Genomic DNA, 18,214 nt, shown 5'->3' with positions numbered 1-18,214 from the left:
GTGACGGTGTCTCGTCCGTCAGCGCGAAGTCGCTGACCTGGTCGCCGGGGTTCACCGGCAATCCTCTCCGTGATCCGCGCGCGTGGCCGCACGCCCGTCCGGTGTTCGCGCCGCACGCTCCGGCGGTTCACCGGGCCTCGGCGCGCTTCTTCGGTGGCAGCGGGATGAAGCCGCTGGTGCGCTTGACGTAGGCGGCGTAGCCGGGCCGCCGCTCGCCGATCGAGGACTCCAGCAACGCGGCCCCGGTGCCCTTCGCCAGCAGGAACGTCATCACGGCCGCCGAGACGATCCCGGCCAGCCCCGGCAGGTGGTGGAACGCGAGGAGCGTCAGTCCCCACCAGACGCAGGCGTCGCCGAAGTAGTTGGGGTGGCGGGTGTAGCGCCACAACCCGCGGTCCATGACCTCGCCCTCGGTGGCCGGATCGTTGCGGAACCGGGTGAGCTGCGCGTCGCCGACGGTCTCGAAGACGAACCCGACCGCCCACAGCAGCACACCCGGGATCGCGGCGATCCCGGTGCCGCCGAGAAGCGTGTCGCCGAGCCCGTACTGGCCCAGCTGCACCGGTAGCGACACGAGCCACATGATCACGCCCTGGGTCAGGTAGATCTTCCGGAAGGCGTACGCCGTCGGGTTGCCGGGCGCCGCGGCCAGCATCCGGACATAGCGCGGGTCCTCGTCCTTGCCGCGGTTGCGCCGCTGGATGTGCCACGCCAGCCGCAGCCCCCAGATCACCGTCAGCGCGGTGATCAGCCAGCGGCGCCAGGTGTCACCCTGGCCCGCGGACAGCAGCAGTGTGGTCACCGCGATCAGGGCGAAACCCAGGCCCCACACCACGTCGACGCCGTCGTGCCGGCCGCCGCGGACAACGACCGCGACGACCAGCGCGACGAGCATCAGCACGAGGACGACGACGGCGCTGACCCAGAGATTGGCCCACGCAGCCGGCCAGGGGAAACCGGTCATGGTCTCATCGTGTCCGACCCGGCACGACCTCGCGCGGCGAACCGTTGCGCGCCACGGCGACCGGAGCCGCGGCGGCACGGTCCTCGGCAGGGTCGGCGCCGAGGGTGTCGCGACGGCTGCGCGGCAGCCCGGATCGGCCCTCGGCGTCGGGGCGCGCCAGCAGGATCTGGTGCACGCCCATCCGGTTCTCCTCGAAGGCCAGCGCCGCACCCGCGAGGTAGAGCAGCCAGACCCGGTACTGCTCCTCGCCGATGAGCCGGATCGCCTCGGCCTTGTGCTGCTGCAACGTGTCCAGCCAGGGACGGACCGTCCACACGTAGTGCTCGCGCAGCGAGTGCACGTCGACGACCTCGAGCCCGGCCTGCTCCAGGACGTTGATCGTCGAGCCGAGCGGGCGCATGAACATGTCCGGGGCGACGTAGCTCTCCATGAACGCGCCGCCGCCGGGCGCGGTGTTCGTCCCGGCCGCGCCGCGCGACATCTGCTGCAGCAGCAGCCGGCCGTGCGGGCGCAGCAGCCGGTGCAACTGCGCGGCGTAGGCGGAGTAGTTGCCCTCGCCGACGTGCTCGCCCATCTCGATCGTGGCGATCGCGTCGAAGGGCTGGTCGGGAATCTCCCGGTAGTCCTGCAGCCGGATCTCGACCTGGTCCTGCAGGCCCAGCTCGGCGACCCGCGCGGTGCCGAACGCGCGCTGCTGCGCCGAGAGCGTCACGCCGACCGCGGTGACGCCGTAGTGCTGCGCGGCATGGATCGGCAGCGATGCCCAGCCGCAGCCCACGTCGAGCAGCCGCATCCCGGGCCGCAGGCCGAGCTTGCGGCAGATCAGGTCGAGCTTGTCGCGCTGGGCGTCGGCCAGGCCGTAGGCCGGACCCGCCTGCTGTGTCCAGTAGCCGCAGGAGTAGGACATCCGCGGGTCCAGCAGGAACTCGTAGAAGTCGTTGCTCAGGTCGTAATGGTGGGCGATGGCGGCGCGGTCGCGGCGGTGGGTGTGCAGCCCGCCGGACAGCCGTGCCTCCGAGGCCGGTGGCTTCGGGCGCGGGCCGAGCGCCCCGAGCCGCAGACCGATCTTCGCGGCCTCGATCCTGTCCGCTGTGGACAGCCGCACCGCGCCGAGGTCGGTGGTCTTCGCCAGCTTCCAGAACCGCGACAACCCGTCGGCGATGTCGCCGTCGACGTCCAGCTCCCCGGCGACGAAGGCCCTGGCGAGGCCGAGCTCGCCCGGGTTCCACAGCAGCCGGCGCAGCGCCCGGCGGTGCCGGATGATCGCGATCGGGGCTCTCGGGTCGTGCGCGGGGCCGGACTCGCTGCCGTCCCAGGCGCGGATCCGGATCGGCAGCGGCGCGCCGATGATGCGTTCGATCAGCTCCGCGAGCTGGGGGGCGACAGGGGTGGGCACAGGCTTCTCCTGGGGGATCGGGTCGGGCTAGTACGGACGGCGCTGCAGGGAGAACTGGAAGACGTCCAGGTAGCCGACCCGGAACCCGGCCTCGCAGTAGGCCAGATAGAAATCCCACAGTCGGCGGAAGGTCTCGTCGAACCCGAGGCGGGCGACCGTCTCCCAGCGGGACTGGAAGTTCCGCCGCCAGTGCGCCAGCGTGCGCGCGTAGTCGTAGCCGAGGCTGCGGCGCTCGGCGACGTGCAGCGTGGTGTGGTCGGCCAGGTTCCGTTCGATGGCCTCGACCGACGGGATGAGCCCGCCCGGGAAGACGTACTTGTGGATCCACGTGTAGTCGCCGCGCGCGGCCATCATCCGGTCGTGCGGCATGGTGATCGCCTGCAGGCCGACCCGGCCGCCCGGCTTGAGCAGCCGGTCCAGCGCGGCGAAGTACGTCGGCCAGTACTGCGCGCCGACCGCCTCCACCATCTCCACGCTGACGACGGCGTCGTAGCTGCCCTGCGCCTCGCGGTAGTCGCGCAGCAGCACCTGCACCCGGTCGGCCACGCCCGCCGCCGCGAGCCGCTGCTCGGCGAGCTTGGCCTGCTCGGCGGAGATGGTCAGCGTGGTCACCCGGGCGCCGCGCTGCGCGGCGCGGATCGCCAGCCCGCCCCAGCCCGTGCCGATCTCCAGGATGTGCTGCCCGGCCCGCACGTGGGCCATGTCCAGGATGCCGTCGATCTTGCGGCGCTGGGCGTCGGCGAGGTCGTCGCTGCCGTCGGCGAACCAGGCCGCGGAGTACGACATCGTCTCGTCGAGGAATGTCGCGAACAGCTCGTTGGACAGGTCGTAGTGGCGATGGATGTTCTCCCGCGAGCCCTCGACGGTGTTGATCTCCTCGGTGGGCTGGCGTGCCTCGACGTAGCGGCGGCCCAGCCGCTGCAGCGCGGGCGGGATCAGCGTGGAGAGCGTGGCCGCGAACGGGGTCAGCAGGTCGGCGGGCCGGGTGCTGGTCCAGTCGCCGACCATGTAGGCCTCACCGAACCCGATCTTCGAGTTCGCCCCCAGCCGGTGGAAGAAGGCCTGCGGCCGGACGATCCGCATCACCGGGGAGTCCGGGCCGCCGGCGCCGATGCGCTCCCCGCCGGGGAAGACCACCTGCACGTTCAGCGTCCGGACCGCGCGCCGGAACAGCACCTCGGCGATCCGGGCCCGCGCCGGGGAGTGCGGCGGCGTGGCCAGGCCCGGCCAGATGCCCTCGTTGGGCCGCGGCACGAGCCGGTTCGTGGGCGTCACGGCGGCCCGCACCGGTGGTGCCGCCGCCGCTGCGACCGGCGTGGCGGTCTCGGGCTCCGCTGTCGGCTGAGTCGGCTGAATGGTCACTGGACCTCCTCGTGCGGTGTGTGCGTGGGCCGGGGAACGACGGGCAGCCGCCGCAGCCACAGCGCGATGCCGTGGCGGCGGATCAGCGCCGAGGTCCGGTAGGTGATCAGGGGCCGCCGCACCAGCATCCGGGCCAGCGCGCCGGGGGTGGCGCGCCTGCGGGTGCCGACGACGATGGCGGTTAGGGCCGTGGACCCCTTCTGGCGCAACGTGATCGCCAGCGCGAGGCGGTCTCCGGGGGTGCGCAGCAGCATCTGGTAGTGCCCGTCCACGGACAGGAACGGCGAGACGTAGAAGGTCTTCTCGGTCTCGGTGCGGCCGGCCTCGTCGGTGCGCAGCAGGTAGCAGTGCCGCTCGCCGTAGGTGTTGTGCACCTCCGCCACCACGCACTCCAGGGCGCCGTCGGGCCGGTGGCACCAGTAGACGGTGATCGGGTTGAACACGTAGCCGAGCGAGCGAGCGTTGGCCAGCATGAGCACCCGGCCGCCGCGCAGGTCGACGCCCTGGGCTGCGAGGTAGGCGTCGAGGTTCTCCCGGATCGTGCGGGCCGGGTCGCCGAGGTGGTCGCGTGCGCAGAACCGGGCGAACGGCCGCAGCCCGGGGGGGAGCCGCGGCAGGTCGTCGAGGTCGACCAACCACAGGTAGATGCCGTGGGTGAACGAGCGGTGCATCGCGTGGCGCCGCACGTGGCGGACCTCGGCGTCGTACAGCGCCGGGACGATCACCGCGTCCTCGGCGCCCGCGTGGTCCCCGGGGCGGCCACCCTCGTGCACCGGGGCGGCCGCGGTCACCACAACACCCCCAACGCGGCCGCGGCCCGGACCCCGGCCGCGCACCCGTCCTCGTGGAAGCCCCACCCGTGGTAGGCCCCGGCGAACGCGGTGACGGCGGTGTTCAGTTCCGGCAGCCGGCGTCCGGCTGCGACCGATTCCGGCGTGTAGATCGGGTGCTCGTAGTGCATCGTCGCGATCACCCGGTCCGGTGCGACGCGGCCGGCCCCGTTCAGGGTCACGACGTGGTCCTCGGGCTCGGCGAGCCGCTGCAACCGGTTCATGTCGTAGCTGACCAGCACCGGAGCGCCGGAGTCGCTGCGGCAGGAGAGCTTGAGGTAGTTCCACGACGCCCGGGCGTTCGCCCGCCGCGGCAGCACCGAGGTGTCGTGGTGCAGCCAGGTCTCGTTGCGGGAGTACTCGAAGGCGCCGAGGACGGTCTTCTCCACCGCAGTGGCGTCCGCGAGCAGGGCCAGCGCCTGGTCGGGGTGGGTGGCCACGACGAGCTTGTCGAACCGCTGCACGGTGTCGGCGTCGTCGCGGATCTCGGCCCCGTCGTCGCCGCGGCTGACCGCGCGGACCGGGGTGGACACCCGCACCGCGGTCAGCCCTTTCACGATCCGCTCGACATAGCTGCGGGACCCCCCGGTGACCGTGCGCCACTGCGGCGAGCCGACGGACAGCAGGCCGTGGTGGTCGAGGAAGGTGAACAGGTAGCGGGCCGGGTACCGGGCCGAGATCGCCGCGCCGGCGGACCAGACCGCCGAGACCACCGGCAGCATGAAGTGGTCGACGAAGTAGCGCGAGTAGCCGCCGATGGCCAGGAACGCGCCCAGGGTGACGTCGCCGGCGTCCGGCTCGCTCAGCACCCGGCGGGCGTGCCGGTGGAACCGGTTCACCTCGGCGAGCATCCGCAGGTACTGCGGCCGGACGAGGTTCGACGCCTGCGGGAACAACCCCGGCAGCTTGCGCGCCCCGGCGTACTCCAGCCCGCAGCCGTCGCAGCGCACGCTCATCGACATGTCGGAGTCCTGCGTGCCGACCCCGAGCTCGCCGAACAGCCGCAACAGGTTCGGGTAGGTGCGCTCGTTGTGCACGATGAACCCACTGTCGACGGCGGTCGTGCCACCGTCGCGGGTGGACAGTTCGTGGGTGTGCGCGTGGCCGCCGAGCCGGTCGTCGGCCTCGAAGAGGGTGACGTCGTAGCGGCGCTGGAGCAGGTACGCGGCGGTCAGCCCGGCCACTCCGCTGCCGACGACCGCGGCGGTCGGGCGGCTCACGCGTCGCCCCGGGCGGTGAGGATCGGGCAGGTCAGGGTCATCGTTCGGCTCCAGACAGGGCGGCGCGCAAGCCGTTCGGGGCGGGTTGACGAAGAGCGTTCGAGATCTCGGGGTCTTCGGGTTCGATGCCCAGTTCGCCGAGCACGAAGCGGCGCACCAGCGAGCTCCAGTCGCCGGCCCGGCGCAGCATCGCGTGGCCGTCGCCGAACACGTCGAAGCGGCAGACCCGGTCGGTGATCTGCTTGGCGCGCACCGCGTAGGCGTAGGACTCCCGCGGGTCGGTCCAGCGCTCGCGGTCGCCGTGCGCGATGAGCACGGTGCGGCCGGCGAGCTGCTCGACCGGTTCGCCGGCGTCGAGCCACGGGGCGAGCGCGCACACCGCGACGACGGCGGCGGCGCCCGCGGCGCGCAGCGCGGCCCGCCCGCCCATCGAGTGCCCGAGCAGTACCACCGGCACGCCGGGGTGGCGGCGCTCCAGCTCGGTGAGCGCCCACTGCGCGTCGCGGAAGGCGTCCATGTCCGGGCCGTTCCAGCCCCGGTAGCGGTAGCGCAGCATGTAGACCGACAGCGGCCCTGCCCGCCCGGCGCTCGCCAGCATCCGGGCGAAGGGCAGCATCCGCAGGTAGGTGAGCCGCTTGCGGCCACCCGCGGGGCTGTGGCTGTCGGCCCGGCCGCCGTGCAGCACGAGCACGACGGCCGACGGGTCTCGGTGCCCGCGGCCCACGGGTTCGATTCGGGGCTGCGGGCCGGGGCAGTGATGTGGCATGCCGGGCAAGGCTGACCTCACGGGCGCGAACGGGGCTGCGGACGGTGCGAGCAGGTGTTCTGCCACAGCCCGCCCGCCGGATCGTGTGTGGGGGCCATGTCACACCTGTCGGTTCGTCACGCGGTCCGCCGGGATGCGCGCGTCGATCGTGCGCGAGGATCGCGCTCGGACATCACGCATGACGGGCATTCAGCTGGAGGAGTACATGGGTCCGTCCACGTCGGACGTGCCGTTGACCACCTGGCAGAAGCTGGTGCTGACGCTGCGCAGGCGGCGCCGGGGATCGGGTTTCTGGTTCGGCCTCGCGATCGAGGTGATCTGGCCGTTCGTGATGGCCTTCACCCGGCTGGGCTGGCGGGGTGGTGAGCACATCCCCCGCACCGGCGGCGCGCTGCTGGCCATCAACCACGTGTCGTTCTCGGACCCGATCTTCGACACGGCGTTCGTGATCTCACACGGGCGGATGCCGCGGTACCTGGCGAAGGCCGACCTGTGGAGCACCCCGGTGGTGCGTTCGGTGCTGGCCGGCGGCGGCCACATCCCGGTCTACCGGGAGTCCGCGCGGGCCGGTGACGCCTACCGCGAGGCGATCGCCGCTCTCGAACGCGGCGAGGTGGTGGCCTTCTACCCGGAGGCGACCTACACCAGCGACCCCGACGGATGGCCGATGAAGGCCAAGAACGGGATCGGCCGGATCGCGATGGTCACCGGGGTGCCGGTGATCCCGGTCGCGAACTGGGGCACCCAGGACGTGCTGCCACCGCACGGCAAGCCGCGGTTGTGGCCGCGGCGCCGGGTCACGCTGGTCGCCGGGCCGCCGGTGGACCTCTCGGAGTTCGCCGGCAAGCCGCGCACCCGGACCAACCTCGACGGTGCCACCGCGAAGATCATGGACGAGGTCACCGCCCTGGTCGCCGGGATCCGGGGGCAGCAGCCGCCGGCGCAGCCGTACGACCCGGCCGCCGCGCGGCCCACGCCGTCCGGCCCGCCCGCGCCGGCGGCCGATCAGGTCCAGGAGCGCCCGGCCGGCTGAGCCCGTGATGCGTGCCCGCCGCCGCGGCATGATCGACGCGTGCGGGACCCTCCGGCCACCGATGGCCGCATGGTCCCGATTCCGCTGATCATGCACAGACGACGGCGCGCCTACTTCTCCTTGGCCAGCCGGTCCAGCCGGCGCTGCGTGGGCCAGCGCACCGAGGTCGCCCAGCCGAGCTTCTCGAAGGCCCAGATGACCCGGGCGGAGATGTCGATCTGGCCGCGCTTGACACCGTGCCGCGCGCAGGTCGGGTCGGCGTGATGCAGGTTGTGCCACGACTCGCCGAACGAGGCAATCGCCAGCGGCCACACGTTGGCCGAGCGGTCGCGCGCCGCGAACGGGCGGTCGCCCCACATGTGGCAGATCGAGTTGATCGACCAGGTCACGTGGTGCAGCAGCGCGACCCGGACCAGCCCGGCCCAGAACAACGCCGTCAGCGCACCCCACCACGACCAGCTCAGCAGCCCGCCCAGCAGCGCCGGGACCAGCAGCGTCAGCACGCTCCACAGGCCGAACAGGTTGTCGACCCGGCGGATGTCGGGGTCGGCGAGCAGATCGGGGGTGAACCGCTTCTCGTTGGTCTGGTCGCGGTCGAACAGCCAGCCCATGTGTGAGTGCCAGAAGCCCTTGACCAGCGCGCCCGGGCCGGTGCCGAACAGCCACGGCGAGTGCGGGTCGCCCTCCTTGTCCGAGAACGCGTGATGGCGCCGGTGGTCGGCCACCCAGTCGATCACCGGCCCCTGCATGGCGAGGCTGCCCGCGAGTGCCAGCGCGATGCGCAGCGGCCGGTTGGCCTTGAACGAGCCGTGCGTGAAATAGCGGTGGTATCCGACCGTGATGCCGAGTCCACTGACCACATAGAACACCGCGGCGATCGCGACATCGGTCCAGGTCAGACCCCAGCCCCAGGCGAACGGGACGGCCGCGATCAGGGCCAGCAGCGGGACGACGACGAAGACGTAGACGCCGATCTGCTGCGGCAGCGCGCGCGTCCCGTCCAGGATCGGCTTGGCCGGCGAGGGCGCTGCGGGAGCGTTCCGCGTTGGACTGTCGGCAACGGTCATGGGCGAGCACCTCACGGGTCGGGCGGGCAGGGATCCTCTGTCACGACGACGCGGCACCGCGGCGTTCGGTGCCCGAGCCTGCCCGGATCGGTCACCCAAGGGTAAGGGCAACCTTGGTCACACGGGAGCCGGCGTATCAGATCTCGAGCCCGAGCAGCGCGTTCTCCACGACCTCCGGCAGCGCCGGGTGGATCCAGTACTGCCCGGTCGCCATCTCGTGGGCGCCCAGCCCGAACGACATGGCCTGGATCAGCGGCTGGATGATCGACGACGCCTGCGGGCCCATCAGGTGCGCGCCGAGCAGCCGCCCGGTGCCGCGCTCGGCGATCACCTTGCAGATCCCCGTCGTGTCCTCCATCGCCCAGCCGAAGGCGACGTCGCCGTAGTTCTGCACCGTGACCGTGTAGTCGAGGCCGTCGGCGCGGCACTGCGCCTCGGTGCGCCCGACGGAGGCGATCTGCGGGTCGGTGAACACCGCGGACGGGACGAACCGGTGGTCGGTCTCCTGCGGGGCGTCGGGGTGCAGCAGGTTGTGCGTGACGACCCTTCTTTCGTGGTTGGCCACGTGCTTGAGCTGGTGCGGCGAGCTGACGTCGCCGAGCGCGTAGATGCCGTCGACCGGGGTGCGCTGCTGGGCGTCGACCACGATCCGGCCGTCGGGGTGGGTCGGGATGCCGGCGTTGTCGAGGTCCATCCGGTCGCCGTTGGGGATCCGTCCCGCCGCCACCAGCAGGGTGTCGCCGGAGACGGTGCCGCCGCCGGCCAGGTGCAGCGTGATGTCCCCGGCGGCGCCGGTGACCCGCTCGACGGTCTTGCCCAGGTGCAGATCCCAGCGGTCGCGGGCGAGCGCGGTGAACCTGTGGGAGATCGTCTCGTCCTGCGAGCGGAGCATCAGGTCGCTGCGGCCGACCAGCGAGACCCGGCTGCCCAGCGCCGAGAACACGTGTGCGAACTCCGCGGCGATATAGCCGGCGCCCAGGACGACCAGCCGCTCGGGCAGCGAGTCCAGGCGCATCACGGTGTCGGAGGTCTCGTACGGCACCCCGGACGCCGCGACGGGCTCCGGGATCACCGGGCGGCCGCCCGCGGCGATCACGATGCGGTCGGCGGTGATCTCGTCGACGCCGCTGCCGTCGGTGCGCTCGATGCGCAGTGCCTTGGGGCCGCTGAACCGTGCGTGCCCGAGGTACACGGTGACGTTGGGGCAGCGCTCGACGCGGTACTCCCGGCCGCCGTCCGAGATCGGGTCGATCCGGGCGAACACGCGGTCGCGGATGTCGGCCCAGCGGACCTTGTCGATGCTCGCGTCGATTCCGTAGCGGCTCGCATGCCGGACGATCTCGGCGACATCGGCGGCGTAGACGTACATCTTCGTCGGGATGCAGCCGACATTGAGACAGGTACCACCGAAGACACCGTGCTCGACGATCGCGACGTCCAGGTCGTCGAAGCGGCTGTCGATGATCGAGTTGCCGGAACCGGTGCCGATGACGACGAGATCGTGGTGGCGCACCCGCTGAGGCTAACCGCAGGTCGCATTCGCCGCCGCCGAACCAGCGCCTGCGCTCCGCCGCCCGATCTGGTAGGCAGAGCCCGTGACCAGCGAGACGATGACCGCGACCGTCCGCCGGTCCTGGGCCCTGGATCTGGACGCGCCGATGCTCTACGAGCTGCTGCGGCTCCGCGTCGACGTCTTCGTCGTGGAACAGGCGTGTGCCTACGGCGAGCTCGACGGCCGCGACCTCGAGCCGCGTGCCCGGCACTACTGGCTGGCCGGCGCCGGGCAGCCGGAGCCGATCCTGGGCTGTGTGCGGCTGCTCAAGGAGCCCGACGGGGACTACCGGATCGGGCGGCTGTGCACCGCGCGATCGGTCCGGGGCCGCGGGCTCGGCAAACGGCTGATGGAGGCGGCGCTGGCCGAGGTCGGGGACGGCGCCTGCGTGCTCGACGCCCAGGAGCACCTGGCCGACTTCTACCGCGGCTTCGGCTTCGAGGCCACCGGCCCGGCCTACGACTGGGACGGCGTCGCGCACCTGCCGATGCGCCGTCGCGGCCGCGCGGGCTGACCCGCACCGCCACGATCGTGCGCCGCGGTCGGCCCGCGGCGCGCTTGCGGACGTCCGGCGGGAACGTGCGGGCCTCGACGCAGCGCTGCGACCAGGCGCCGAGCTGCGTGGCCGGCGGGTCGAGCTCGGCGCCCAGCGCCGCCACGACCCCGGCCGCCGGCGGCGGGGATGGTGCCGCCGGCGAGCAGCCCGTCTCCCGGTCCCGGATCTCGATCAGCTCGGTGAGACCCCGGACGCCGCCCGGGGTCTCACCGGAGAAGGTGTCCGGCACGGCCTGGTAGTCCAGGCCGGGACGCCAGTCCACCGTGCTCTCGGTCACGCCTGGTGTTGCGGGATACTCCGCGCCGACGGGGATGTCTTTGCGAGAGGGGGCGCACCGATGAGCGATGACCGGAGCCGACCGGTGGACACCGGGCCGGCCGGAGGCCGGCCCGGTAACCTCGGCCCGGCGGATCCGCGCGCCGACCCGGCGACAGATCCGGCGCTGCGGCCCGCGATCGTCACCGACGGCGGCCCGACCAGGCCGTTGCCTTCCGACGGGACCGGCTCCGCCGGAGGTGGCACCGCTCCCGACGAGGCCGTGACGCGGCCGGTGCCCGTGGTCGAGCGGACCCGGATCAGCGGGCTGTGGGTGGGGCTGATCCTCTCCGCGCTGGTGCTGCTCCTCCTGCTGATCTTCATCCTGCAGAACCTCGGCCCGGTACAGATCAACTTCCTGGGCGCGTCCGGGACCCTGCCGACGGGTGTCGCGCTGCTGCTGGCCGCGATCGCGGGCGTGCTGCTGGTGGCCATCCCGGGGACCGGACGGATCATCCAGTTGCGCCGGGCGGCCCGGCGTCGAGCCGAGAGGACGCGCTGACGATGCTGCGGATCGGCGGGCGGCCGCTGCCGGTGGTGGGCCGGGCGCGGATGTACGTCTGCGGGATCACCCCGTACGACACCACCCACCTCGGGCACGCGGCCACGTTCGTGTGGGCCGACGTCGCCGCGCGGGTGCTGCGCCACCTCGGCGTCGAGGTCGACGTGTGCCGCAACGTGACCGACGTCGACGACGTGCTCGACGCCGCCGCGGCACGGGCCGGGGCGCGCTTCGACAGCTTCGCCGCCGTGCAGCAGTTCCGGTTCGACCGGGACATGGCCGCGCTGGGGGTGCGCCGGCCGACGTACGAGCCGCGGGCCCACGTGCACGTCCCGCAGGTGGTGACGCTGGCCGCGGCACTGCTCGAGACCGGCGCGGCCTACCGGCGCGGTCGCACCGTCTTCTTCCGCGGAGCGGGGGTGGCCGAGCGGGCCGGGCTCGACCCGGCCACGGCCCGGGCGCTCGCCGCCGAGTTCGGTGACGGGCCCGGCCCCGCCGTCGCCGAGCGCGAGGACCCGGCCGACGTCGTGCTGTGGCGGGCCGCGACGCCCGGCGAACCGGCCTGGCCCAGTCCGTGGGGGGAGGGCCGGCCGGGTTGGCACGCGGAGTGTGCGGCGATGTCGCTGACCACGCTGGGGCCGGCGCTCGACCTGCACGCCGGCGGCGCCGACCTGCGCTTCCCGCACCACGCCTACGAGGCCGCGATGGCCGAGGCGGTGACCGGGGTGACCCCGTTCGCCCGGTCCTGGCTGCATGTCGGGACCGTGCTGGTGGACGGCGAGAAGATGGCGAAGTCGGCGGGAAACCTCGTGCTGGTCTCCGAGGTACTGGAGCACCGGCCGGCCGCGGCGCTGCGGCTGCTGCTCATCGACCGGGTGTGGAGCCGGCCGTGGGACTTCCGGCTGGCCGCGCTGGACGCCGCCGCCGCCCGCCTGGAGCGGCTCTACGCCGCCGCGGCGCGCGGCGGCGAGGGCGGCTCCGCCGCCGCAGCGGCCGTGACCGCCGCGCTGCTCGACGACCTCGACGTCCCCACGGCGCTCGCGGTGGCGGAGGAGTCCGGCGGCCCGGCCGCGCGGCTCGCGCTGTCGGTGCTCGGGCTGGCCTGAGTCCCGCACCGCGCCCGCGCTCGGCACGGTCGGGGCCCGGGAACGCGAACGGCGCGGCACCCCGGACCCGGGGTGCCGCGCCGTTCGATCCCGGTTCAGGCCGCGGTGTCGCGCTGCCGCGGGCGGGCGCCGGAACGTCCGCCCCCGCGCTGACCGCCGGCGCCGCGCTGGCCACGCCCGCCCTGCTGCCCGCGGGAGCGGCGGCCGCTGCCACGCGGGTTCTGGACGGGCCGCTCCGGCTCCGGGACCGGCACACCGCTCGGCGTGCGCGCCCCGGTGATCCGGGTCAGGTCGGCGTCGCCGGGGGCCACCTCGGTCAGCGTCGGGCGGACGCCGGCCTGCCGGGTCAGCCGGTCGACGTCGCGCCGCTCGGGCGGGGTGACCAGGGTGACCACGGTGCCGGAGTCGCCACCGCGCGCGGTGCGCCCGGCCCGGTGCAGGTAGTCCTTCGGGTCGGCCGGCGGGTCGACGTGCACGACCAGGCTCACGTCGTCGACGTGGATGCCGCGCGCGGCCACGTCCGTGGCCACCAGGACGGGCGTGCTCCCGTCCTTGAACTCCGCGATCGCCCGGTTGCGCGCGTTCTGGGCCTTGCCGCCGTGCAGCGCGCCGGCCGCGACGCCCTCCCGGCGCAGGTTCTTCACCAGCCGGTCGACGCCGTGCTTGGTCCGCACGAACAGGATGGTCCGGCCCTCACGGGCGGCCACCTCCGTGATCACCCGCGGCTTGTGGGCGTTCTCGACCAGCAGCACGTGGTGGTCCATCGTCTCCACCGGAGCCGCGGCCGAGGCGACCGCGCGGGTCACCGGGTCGTGCAGGTACCGGGCGACCAGCCCGGCGACGTCACCGTCGAGGGTCGCGGAGAACAGCAGCCGCTGCCCGTCGGTGGGGGTGAGGTCGAGGATCGCGCGAACCTGGGGCAGGAAGCCCATGTCGGCCATCCGGTCGGCCTCGTCGATCGCGGTGATGCTCACCTCGGACAGGTCGCAGGTGCCCTGGTTGGTGTGGTCGGTCAACCGGCCGGGCGTCGCGACCAGCAGGTCCACCCCGCGCTGCAGCGCGTCGACCTGGCGGTTGAACGACATCCCGCCGACGACCGCGGCGGTCCGCAGGTTCAGCGCGCGGGCGAACGGGGTCAGCGCGTCGACGACCTGCTGGGCCAGCTCCCGGGTGGGCACCAGCACCAGCCCGCGCGGGCGGCGGGCCTGCGCCCGGCCCCCGGCGAGCCGGGACAACAGCGCCAGGCCGAAGGCCAGCGTCTTGCCGGAGCCGGTCTGGCCGCGGCCGAGCAGGTCACGCCCGGTGAGCGTCTCGGGCAGCGTCGCGGCCTGGATGGGGAACGGTTCGGTGAAGCCCTCGGCGTCCAGGGCCCGCACCACCGGCTCGGGCAGCTTGAGCTCGGCGAACGACGGCATGCCCGTCTCCGGGACGGTCCACAACACCTCCGGCGGCATCGCGGTGGCGGCGGAGACGGGGCGGGGGGAGCGGTTCGTGCGCGGGCGACCGCGGCCGGAGCGGCCGTCGCCGGATCGGCCGCCGGATCGGCGGGAGTCGGACGGGTTCGCCGCACGCTGGGCACGACGAGGGGACATGGATGTCAAAGAGACCTCCGGGACGTGGCACGTCTCGCGGAGTGCCCGCGCCGGCACGAGAGAAGACCGGCGGGATCACGGGGGACGGGCCCGGGCGCAGGGTGCGCCCTGGTGGGTGGAGCTTCGGGTGTGCGCCTGCAGCATGCGACGACGTGGTCGGACCGGGCGCTCGTGATCTAGTCTACCCGATTACCCCGCCCGGTCCCGGCGCGCCCGATCCACGGTGACTGTGACGTTGCCGGCCCCACCACAGGATCAGGCGGGCAGCACGATCTCCAGCTCGTTCGGCCCCGGGCGCTCCACCGTCATCCCGGCCCGCCGGGCGATCGCCGCCACCGCCGCGGCGTCCGACGGCTCTGCACGCGTTCCGGCGAGCAGCCGCGCGAGCCGGCCCTTGTGCGACTTGTTGTGGTGGCTGACCACGGTGCGCTTCCCGTCCGCTCGCTCGGCGAGCACGTTCACCGTGACGGCGCCGGGCAACCGGCCGAGCCCGGCGTAGGACCCGGAGCGCAGGTCGACGACCAGCTCGTCAGCAGCCAGCGCGGCCAGCACCGGTTCGAGCACCGGACGCCAGCGGGCTGCCAGCGTGGGCCGGCCGGGCAGCGCCGAGCCGGCGGAGAGCCGGTAGGCCGGCACCGGGTCGCCTGCCCGCAGCAGCCCGAACAGCGCTGAGCCGACCGCCAGCCGGGCGGACGCGCGCGCCGCCGCCGCCCCGGTCAGCGAGGTCACGTCGAGCGCGTCGTAGAGCACGCCGGTGTAGCGGTGCAGTGCCGGCATCGTGCCCGCCCGCCACAGCTCCGCGTTGCGGGCGATCTCCTCGTCCTGCCGCGGTGACAGCCCCAGGGCGGCCCGGCTGGCCTCGACGTCACCGGCCAGCTCGACGAGCTCGTCGACCAGTTCCTTGCGCACCGGGTCGAGCTCGGGGTGCGACAGCGCATCCAGGGTCAGCGGTGGCCCGTCGCCGCCGGCGCGCTTGGTCTCCGAGGGCGGCAGCAGCACGAGCACCGGACCACGCTAGCGCGGCCCGCCGCGGTCCCTGGCCTGGCGGGGCGAGCGACGGCGTGGACCTCACCCCGGCAGGCCGTCGCCGGTGCGGAATCGGACGCGCACGATTCGCACTTCAGGCCGACCCCGCGACCTCGGAGGCCGTCATGACAACGCATCCGTCGAGTGCCCCACTGGGCGGCGAGGGCGGCGCGGCGCTACTCCTCGCGCCTGCCCGGCCGGCGATCCTGGTCCGGGCGATACTCGCCGTCGCGTTCGGGTTGATCGCACTGCTGCGACCCGACTTCACCGTGCTCGCGCTGGCCGTGGCCTTCGGCGCCTATGCCCTCGTCGACGGCACCGCCCGCGTGGTCGACGCGGTGCGCCACCGGGACCGGGCCCGCTGGTGGTTCGGTGTGGCGTACGGAGTGCTCGGCATCGCGGCGGGCATCGTCGCCCTGGTGTGGCCCCAGATCACCGTGGTCGTGCTCACCGTCGTGGTGGGCATCTGGGCACTGGTCACCGGCATCGTCGAGATCATCGCGGCGTTCCGGTTGCGCGGCACCCCCGGAGTGTGGCTGCTCGGGCTGGCCGGGCTGCTCGCGGTGGTGGCCGGGGTGTTGCTGGTGTTGCAGCCGGTGGCCGGGGCGATCGGGCTGGCCGTGCTGATGGGCGCGTTCTTCGTGGTCTACGGCGCCGTGCTGGCCGGCATCGCGGTCCGGCTGAGTCGGGGGTAACCCGGTGCTCGACGAACCGGTGCCGGGTTTCCGGCTCGATCTGCCGCTGGTGGACGCCTTCGTCGACGGTCGGCTCGACGAGGCGGGAGAGGCCGGACTGGCCGACCAGGTCGCGCTGGTGATGCCGTTCCACGCGCAGCTGCCGATCCCGATCGCCGCCGCCCTGGAGCGCGTCGAGCGACGGCTCGGCGGGGACGCGGAGCTGTTCGCCTGGCTGGACCGCCACCCGGGACGGCCCCGGATGACCGCCCGTTGTTACGCCGTCATCGCGCTGCTCGACGAGGTCGGCGCGATGCCCCCCGTGGTCACGGCACTGCGCGAGCTCCGGGAGCGCGAGCCGGACCCGGAGCCGCTGCGGCCGTTCCTCGTCCCGGCCACCACGGACGAGACCCTGCCCAGCGTCTCGTACGGCATCGAGGAGACGCTGGGTGACGGCCGCCCGGCCGACGCGGTGACCGCCGCCGTCGCGGCGGCGCAGTGGCTCCGGCGGCTGACCCCGCGGGCCGCCGAGCTGGACCCGAAGCTGCAGGAACTCGGTGATCGCGCCGCGCTGGTGGCGCAGGAGGCGCGCGCGGCGATCGGCGACGGCTGAGCGAGGGCCGGGCGCCGGCGGGAGGCCGGCCTGCCTCCGGACGTCAACCGGTCGAGGGGCCGTTCGGGCGTGCTGTTGTGCGGCGGGTGATGGCCCGGTTACGGTCGCCGGGTGATCTGCCTCGTGGCGCGCCTGCATGTCGACACCATGCGGGTCACGAGCGCGGCCTGTCCGGGCCGCTGACTCGTATCCCGACGGCCCGTCCGCCCCGCGCGGGCACCGTGCCGGAGCAGACCCGTGGTCGTCGGCCTCGCCCATCCCCGCTTCAAGGCCCACCTTCGCTCAGGGAGAGCACGTGACCGAGACCCCCGACCCGACCGCTTCCTGGTCCTTCGAGACCAAGCAGGTGCACGCCGGTGCCACCTCCGACCCGACCACCGGCGCCCGGGCCACCCCGATCTACCAGACGACGTCGTACACCTTCCGCGACACCGACCACGCCGCCGCGCTGTTCGGGCTGGCCGAGACCGGCAACATCTACACGCGGATCATGAACCCGACCCAGGACGTGCTCGAGCAGCGCGTCGCGGCGCTCGAGGGTGGCCTCGGGGCCGTCGCGTTCGCCTCCGGGCAGGCCGCCCAGACGATGGCGATCCTCAACATCGCCGAGTCCGGCGACCACTTCGTCTCCAGCGCCTCGCTGTACGGCGGCACCTACAACCTGTTCCACTACACGCTGCCGAAGCTGGGCATCGAGGTCACGTTCGTCGAGGACCCCGACAACCTCGATGAGTGGCGGGCCGCGGTCCGGCCGAACACCAAGCTCTTCTACGCCGAGACGCTGGGCAACCCGCGCGGCAACGTCCTGGATCTGCGCGCCGTCGCCGACGTGGCGCACGAGGCCGGTGTCCCGCTCGTCGTGGACAACACCATCCCGACCCCGTACCTGCTCCGCCCGATCGAGCACGGCGCCGACATCGTCGTGCACTCCGCCACGAAGTTCCTCGGCGGGCACGGCACCGCCATCGGCGGCGTCGTGATCGACAGCGGCAACTTCGACTGGGGCGCGCACGCCGACCGCTACCCCGGCCTCACCACCGCGGACCCGAGCTACCACGGGCTGAACTACTGGGAGGCCCTCGGCCCGCTGTCCTACCTCATCAAGCTGCGTGTGCAGCTGCTGCGCGACATCGGCCCGGCCATCGCCCCGCAGAACAGCTTCCTGCTGATCCAGGGCATCGAGACGCTGTCGCTGCGCATCGAGCGTCACGTGCAGAACGCGCAGGCGGTGGCCGAATGGCTCGAGCAGCGCGACGAGGTCGAGAAGGTGCACTACGCGGGTCTGGGGTCGAGCCCGTGGCACGCGCTGCAGCAGAAGTACCTGCCCCGGGGCGCCGGCGCGATCGTGGCCTTCGAGATCCGCGGCGGGGTGGAGGCGGGCAAGAAGTTCGTCGACGCGCTGGAGCTGCACAGCCACCTGGCCAACATCGGTGACGTGCGCAGCCTGGTGATCCACCCGGCCAGCACCACGCACAGCCAGCTCTCCGGCGAGGAGCAGCTGGCCAGCGGGGTCACCCCGGGGCTGATCCGGCTGTCGGTCGGCCTCGAGGGCATCGAGGACATCAAGGCCGACCTGGACGCGGGGTTCCGCGCGGCCAAGGGCGCATGAGGCCTGCCACCCGGGCCGAACCGTCGGGCCG

At 73.3% G+C, this 18,214-nt stretch carries 17 protein-coding genes; 7 read left to right on the top strand and 10 right to left on the bottom strand.

Annotation, left to right across the window (positions count from 1 at the left end):
* Nucleotides 1-127: 127 nt before the first annotated feature.
* From HF526_RS01925 to HF526_RS01900, 6 genes are all read right to left on the bottom strand, one after another.
* A complete protein-coding gene (locus tag HF526_RS01925) occupies nt 128-964 on the bottom strand; it encodes a DUF1295 domain-containing protein (protein WP_169379446.1) in 837 nt (278 codons plus the stop codon).
* A 4-nt stretch (nt 965-968) separates the two neighbouring features.
* The gene (locus tag HF526_RS01920; RefSeq protein WP_169379445.1) at nt 969-2,360 is read right to left on the bottom strand and encodes a class I SAM-dependent methyltransferase; all 1,392 of its coding nucleotides are present in this window, start codon (nt 2,358-2,360) and stop codon (nt 969-971) included.
* A gap of 27 nt (nt 2,361-2,387) precedes the next feature.
* Nucleotides 2,388-3,614 (bottom strand): class I SAM-dependent methyltransferase, encoded by a 1,227-nt coding sequence (locus HF526_RS01915; RefSeq protein ID WP_338051235.1) that lies wholly within the window; start codon nt 3,612-3,614, stop codon nt 2,388-2,390.
* A 104-nt stretch (nt 3,615-3,718) separates the two neighbouring features.
* Nucleotides 3,719-4,447 carry a DUF1365 family protein gene (locus HF526_RS01910; protein WP_169379496.1) on the bottom strand — a complete coding sequence of 243 codons (729 nt, stop codon included), beginning with the start codon at nt 4,445-4,447 and terminating at the stop codon, nt 3,719-3,721.
* Nucleotides 4,448-4,509: 62 nt separating this feature from the next.
* Entirely contained in the window at nt 4,510-5,772 is a 1,263-nt protein-coding gene (locus HF526_RS01905) for an FAD-dependent oxidoreductase (RefSeq protein WP_169379444.1), read from the bottom strand.
* 37 nt (nt 5,773-5,809) lie between these two features.
* On the bottom strand, nt 5,810-6,496 hold the full coding sequence (locus HF526_RS01900) for an alpha/beta fold hydrolase (protein WP_338051228.1): 687 nt from the start codon (nt 6,494-6,496) through the stop codon (nt 5,810-5,812).
* A 220-nt stretch (nt 6,497-6,716) separates the two neighbouring features.
* Between HF526_RS01900 and HF526_RS01895 the strand changes: the two genes are divergently transcribed.
* Nucleotides 6,717-7,571: a lysophospholipid acyltransferase family protein gene (locus tag HF526_RS01895; protein WP_239028164.1), complete on the top strand. Its 855-nt coding sequence runs from the start codon at nt 6,717-6,719 to the stop codon at nt 7,569-7,571.
* Between the two features lie 110 nt (nt 7,572-7,681).
* Here HF526_RS01895 and HF526_RS01890 read toward each other — a convergent pair whose 3' ends face one another.
* Both HF526_RS01890 and HF526_RS01885 read right to left on the bottom strand, forming a co-directional pair.
* A complete protein-coding gene (locus HF526_RS01890) occupies nt 7,682-8,638 on the bottom strand; it encodes an acyl-CoA desaturase (protein ID WP_169379442.1) in 957 nt (318 codons plus the stop codon).
* 136 nt (nt 8,639-8,774) lie between these two features.
* Nucleotides 8,775-10,151, bottom strand: a complete 1,377-nt coding sequence (locus HF526_RS01885) for a mycothione reductase (protein ID WP_169379441.1) — start codon at nt 10,149-10,151, stop codon at nt 8,775-8,777.
* Nucleotides 10,152-10,233: 82 nt separating this feature from the next.
* Here HF526_RS01885 and HF526_RS01880 point away from each other — a divergent pair, with 82 nt between their 5' ends.
* From HF526_RS01880 to HF526_RS01870, 3 genes are all read left to right on the top strand, one after another.
* Entirely contained in the window at nt 10,234-10,704 is a 471-nt protein-coding gene (locus tag HF526_RS01880) for a GNAT family N-acetyltransferase (RefSeq protein WP_420821573.1), read from the top strand.
* Between the two features lie 379 nt (nt 10,705-11,083).
* A complete protein-coding gene (locus tag HF526_RS01875) occupies nt 11,084-11,563 on the top strand; it encodes a lipopolysaccharide assembly protein LapA domain-containing protein (protein ID WP_169379440.1) in 480 nt (159 codons plus the stop codon).
* A gap of 2 nt (nt 11,564-11,565) precedes the next feature.
* Complete coding sequence (locus HF526_RS01870; RefSeq protein WP_169379439.1) at nt 11,566-12,669, top strand: cysteine--tRNA ligase; 1,104 nt, start codon at nt 11,566-11,568, stop codon at nt 12,667-12,669.
* Nucleotides 12,670-12,764: 95 nt separating this feature from the next.
* On the opposite strand, the gene HF526_RS01865 is transcribed toward HF526_RS01870, so the two are convergent.
* Together HF526_RS01865 and yaaA are read right to left on the bottom strand one after the other, a co-directional pair.
* Nucleotides 12,765-14,261, bottom strand: a complete 1,497-nt coding sequence (locus HF526_RS01865) for a DEAD/DEAH box helicase (RefSeq protein WP_169379438.1) — start codon at nt 14,259-14,261, stop codon at nt 12,765-12,767.
* 255 nt (nt 14,262-14,516) lie between these two features.
* A complete protein-coding gene (yaaA, locus tag HF526_RS01860; protein ID WP_169379437.1) occupies nt 14,517-15,266 on the bottom strand; it encodes a peroxide stress protein YaaA in 750 nt (249 codons plus the stop codon).
* 146 nt (nt 15,267-15,412) lie between these two features.
* On the opposite strand from yaaA, the gene HF526_RS01855 reads away from it, so the two are divergent.
* The 3 genes from HF526_RS01855 to HF526_RS01845 all read left to right on the top strand — a co-directional run bounded on the left by HF526_RS01855 (nt 15,413) and on the right by HF526_RS01845 (nt 18,183).
* The gene (locus HF526_RS01855) at nt 15,413-15,982 is read left to right on the top strand and encodes an HdeD family acid-resistance protein (RefSeq protein WP_169379436.1); all 570 of its coding nucleotides are present in this window, start codon (nt 15,413-15,415) and stop codon (nt 15,980-15,982) included.
* A gap of 4 nt (nt 15,983-15,986) precedes the next feature.
* On the top strand, nt 15,987-16,574 hold the full coding sequence (locus HF526_RS01850) for a hypothetical protein (RefSeq protein WP_169379435.1): 588 nt from the start codon (nt 15,987-15,989) through the stop codon (nt 16,572-16,574).
* Between the two features lie 295 nt (nt 16,575-16,869).
* Nucleotides 16,870-18,183 (top strand): bifunctional o-acetylhomoserine/o-acetylserine sulfhydrylase, encoded by a 1,314-nt coding sequence (locus tag HF526_RS01845; protein WP_338051227.1) that lies wholly within the window; start codon nt 16,870-16,872, stop codon nt 18,181-18,183.
* Nucleotides 18,184-18,214: the final 31 nt, after the last annotated feature.

Origin of the sequence: Pseudonocardia acidicola (genome assembly GCF_012911935.1) — a bacterium.
In the GTDB taxonomy this organism is placed as follows: Bacteria; Actinomycetota; Actinomycetes; order Mycobacteriales; family Pseudonocardiaceae; genus Pseudonocardia; species Pseudonocardia acidicola.
Note: the sequence above shows the minus strand (reverse complement) of the source record. Positions and strands in the feature narration are given on the sequence as shown.

What these genes read in the sequence shown, in the direction of transcription:
- HF526_RS01925 (WP_169379446.1), bottom strand. Translation starts at nt 964, where the DNA reads ATGACCGGTTTCCCCTGGCCGGCTGCGTGGGCCAATCTCTGGGTCAGC.
- HF526_RS01895 (WP_239028164.1), top strand. Translation starts at nt 6,717, where the DNA reads ATGACGGGCATTCAGCTGGAGGAGTACATGGGTCCGTCCACGTCGGAC.
- HF526_RS01890 (WP_169379442.1), bottom strand. Translation starts at nt 8,638, where the DNA reads ATGACCGTTGCCGACAGTCCAACGCGGAACGCTCCCGCAGCGCCCTCG.
- HF526_RS01875 (WP_169379440.1), top strand. Translation starts at nt 11,084, where the DNA reads ATGAGCGATGACCGGAGCCGACCGGTGGACACCGGGCCGGCCGGAGGC.
- HF526_RS01870 (WP_169379439.1), top strand. Translation starts at nt 11,566, where the DNA reads ATGCTGCGGATCGGCGGGCGGCCGCTGCCGGTGGTGGGCCGGGCGCGG.
- HF526_RS01865 (WP_169379438.1), bottom strand. Translation starts at nt 14,261, where the DNA reads ATGTCCCCTCGTCGTGCCCAGCGTGCGGCGAACCCGTCCGACTCCCGC.
- HF526_RS01855 (WP_169379436.1), top strand. Translation starts at nt 15,413, where the DNA reads ATGACAACGCATCCGTCGAGTGCCCCACTGGGCGGCGAGGGCGGCGCG.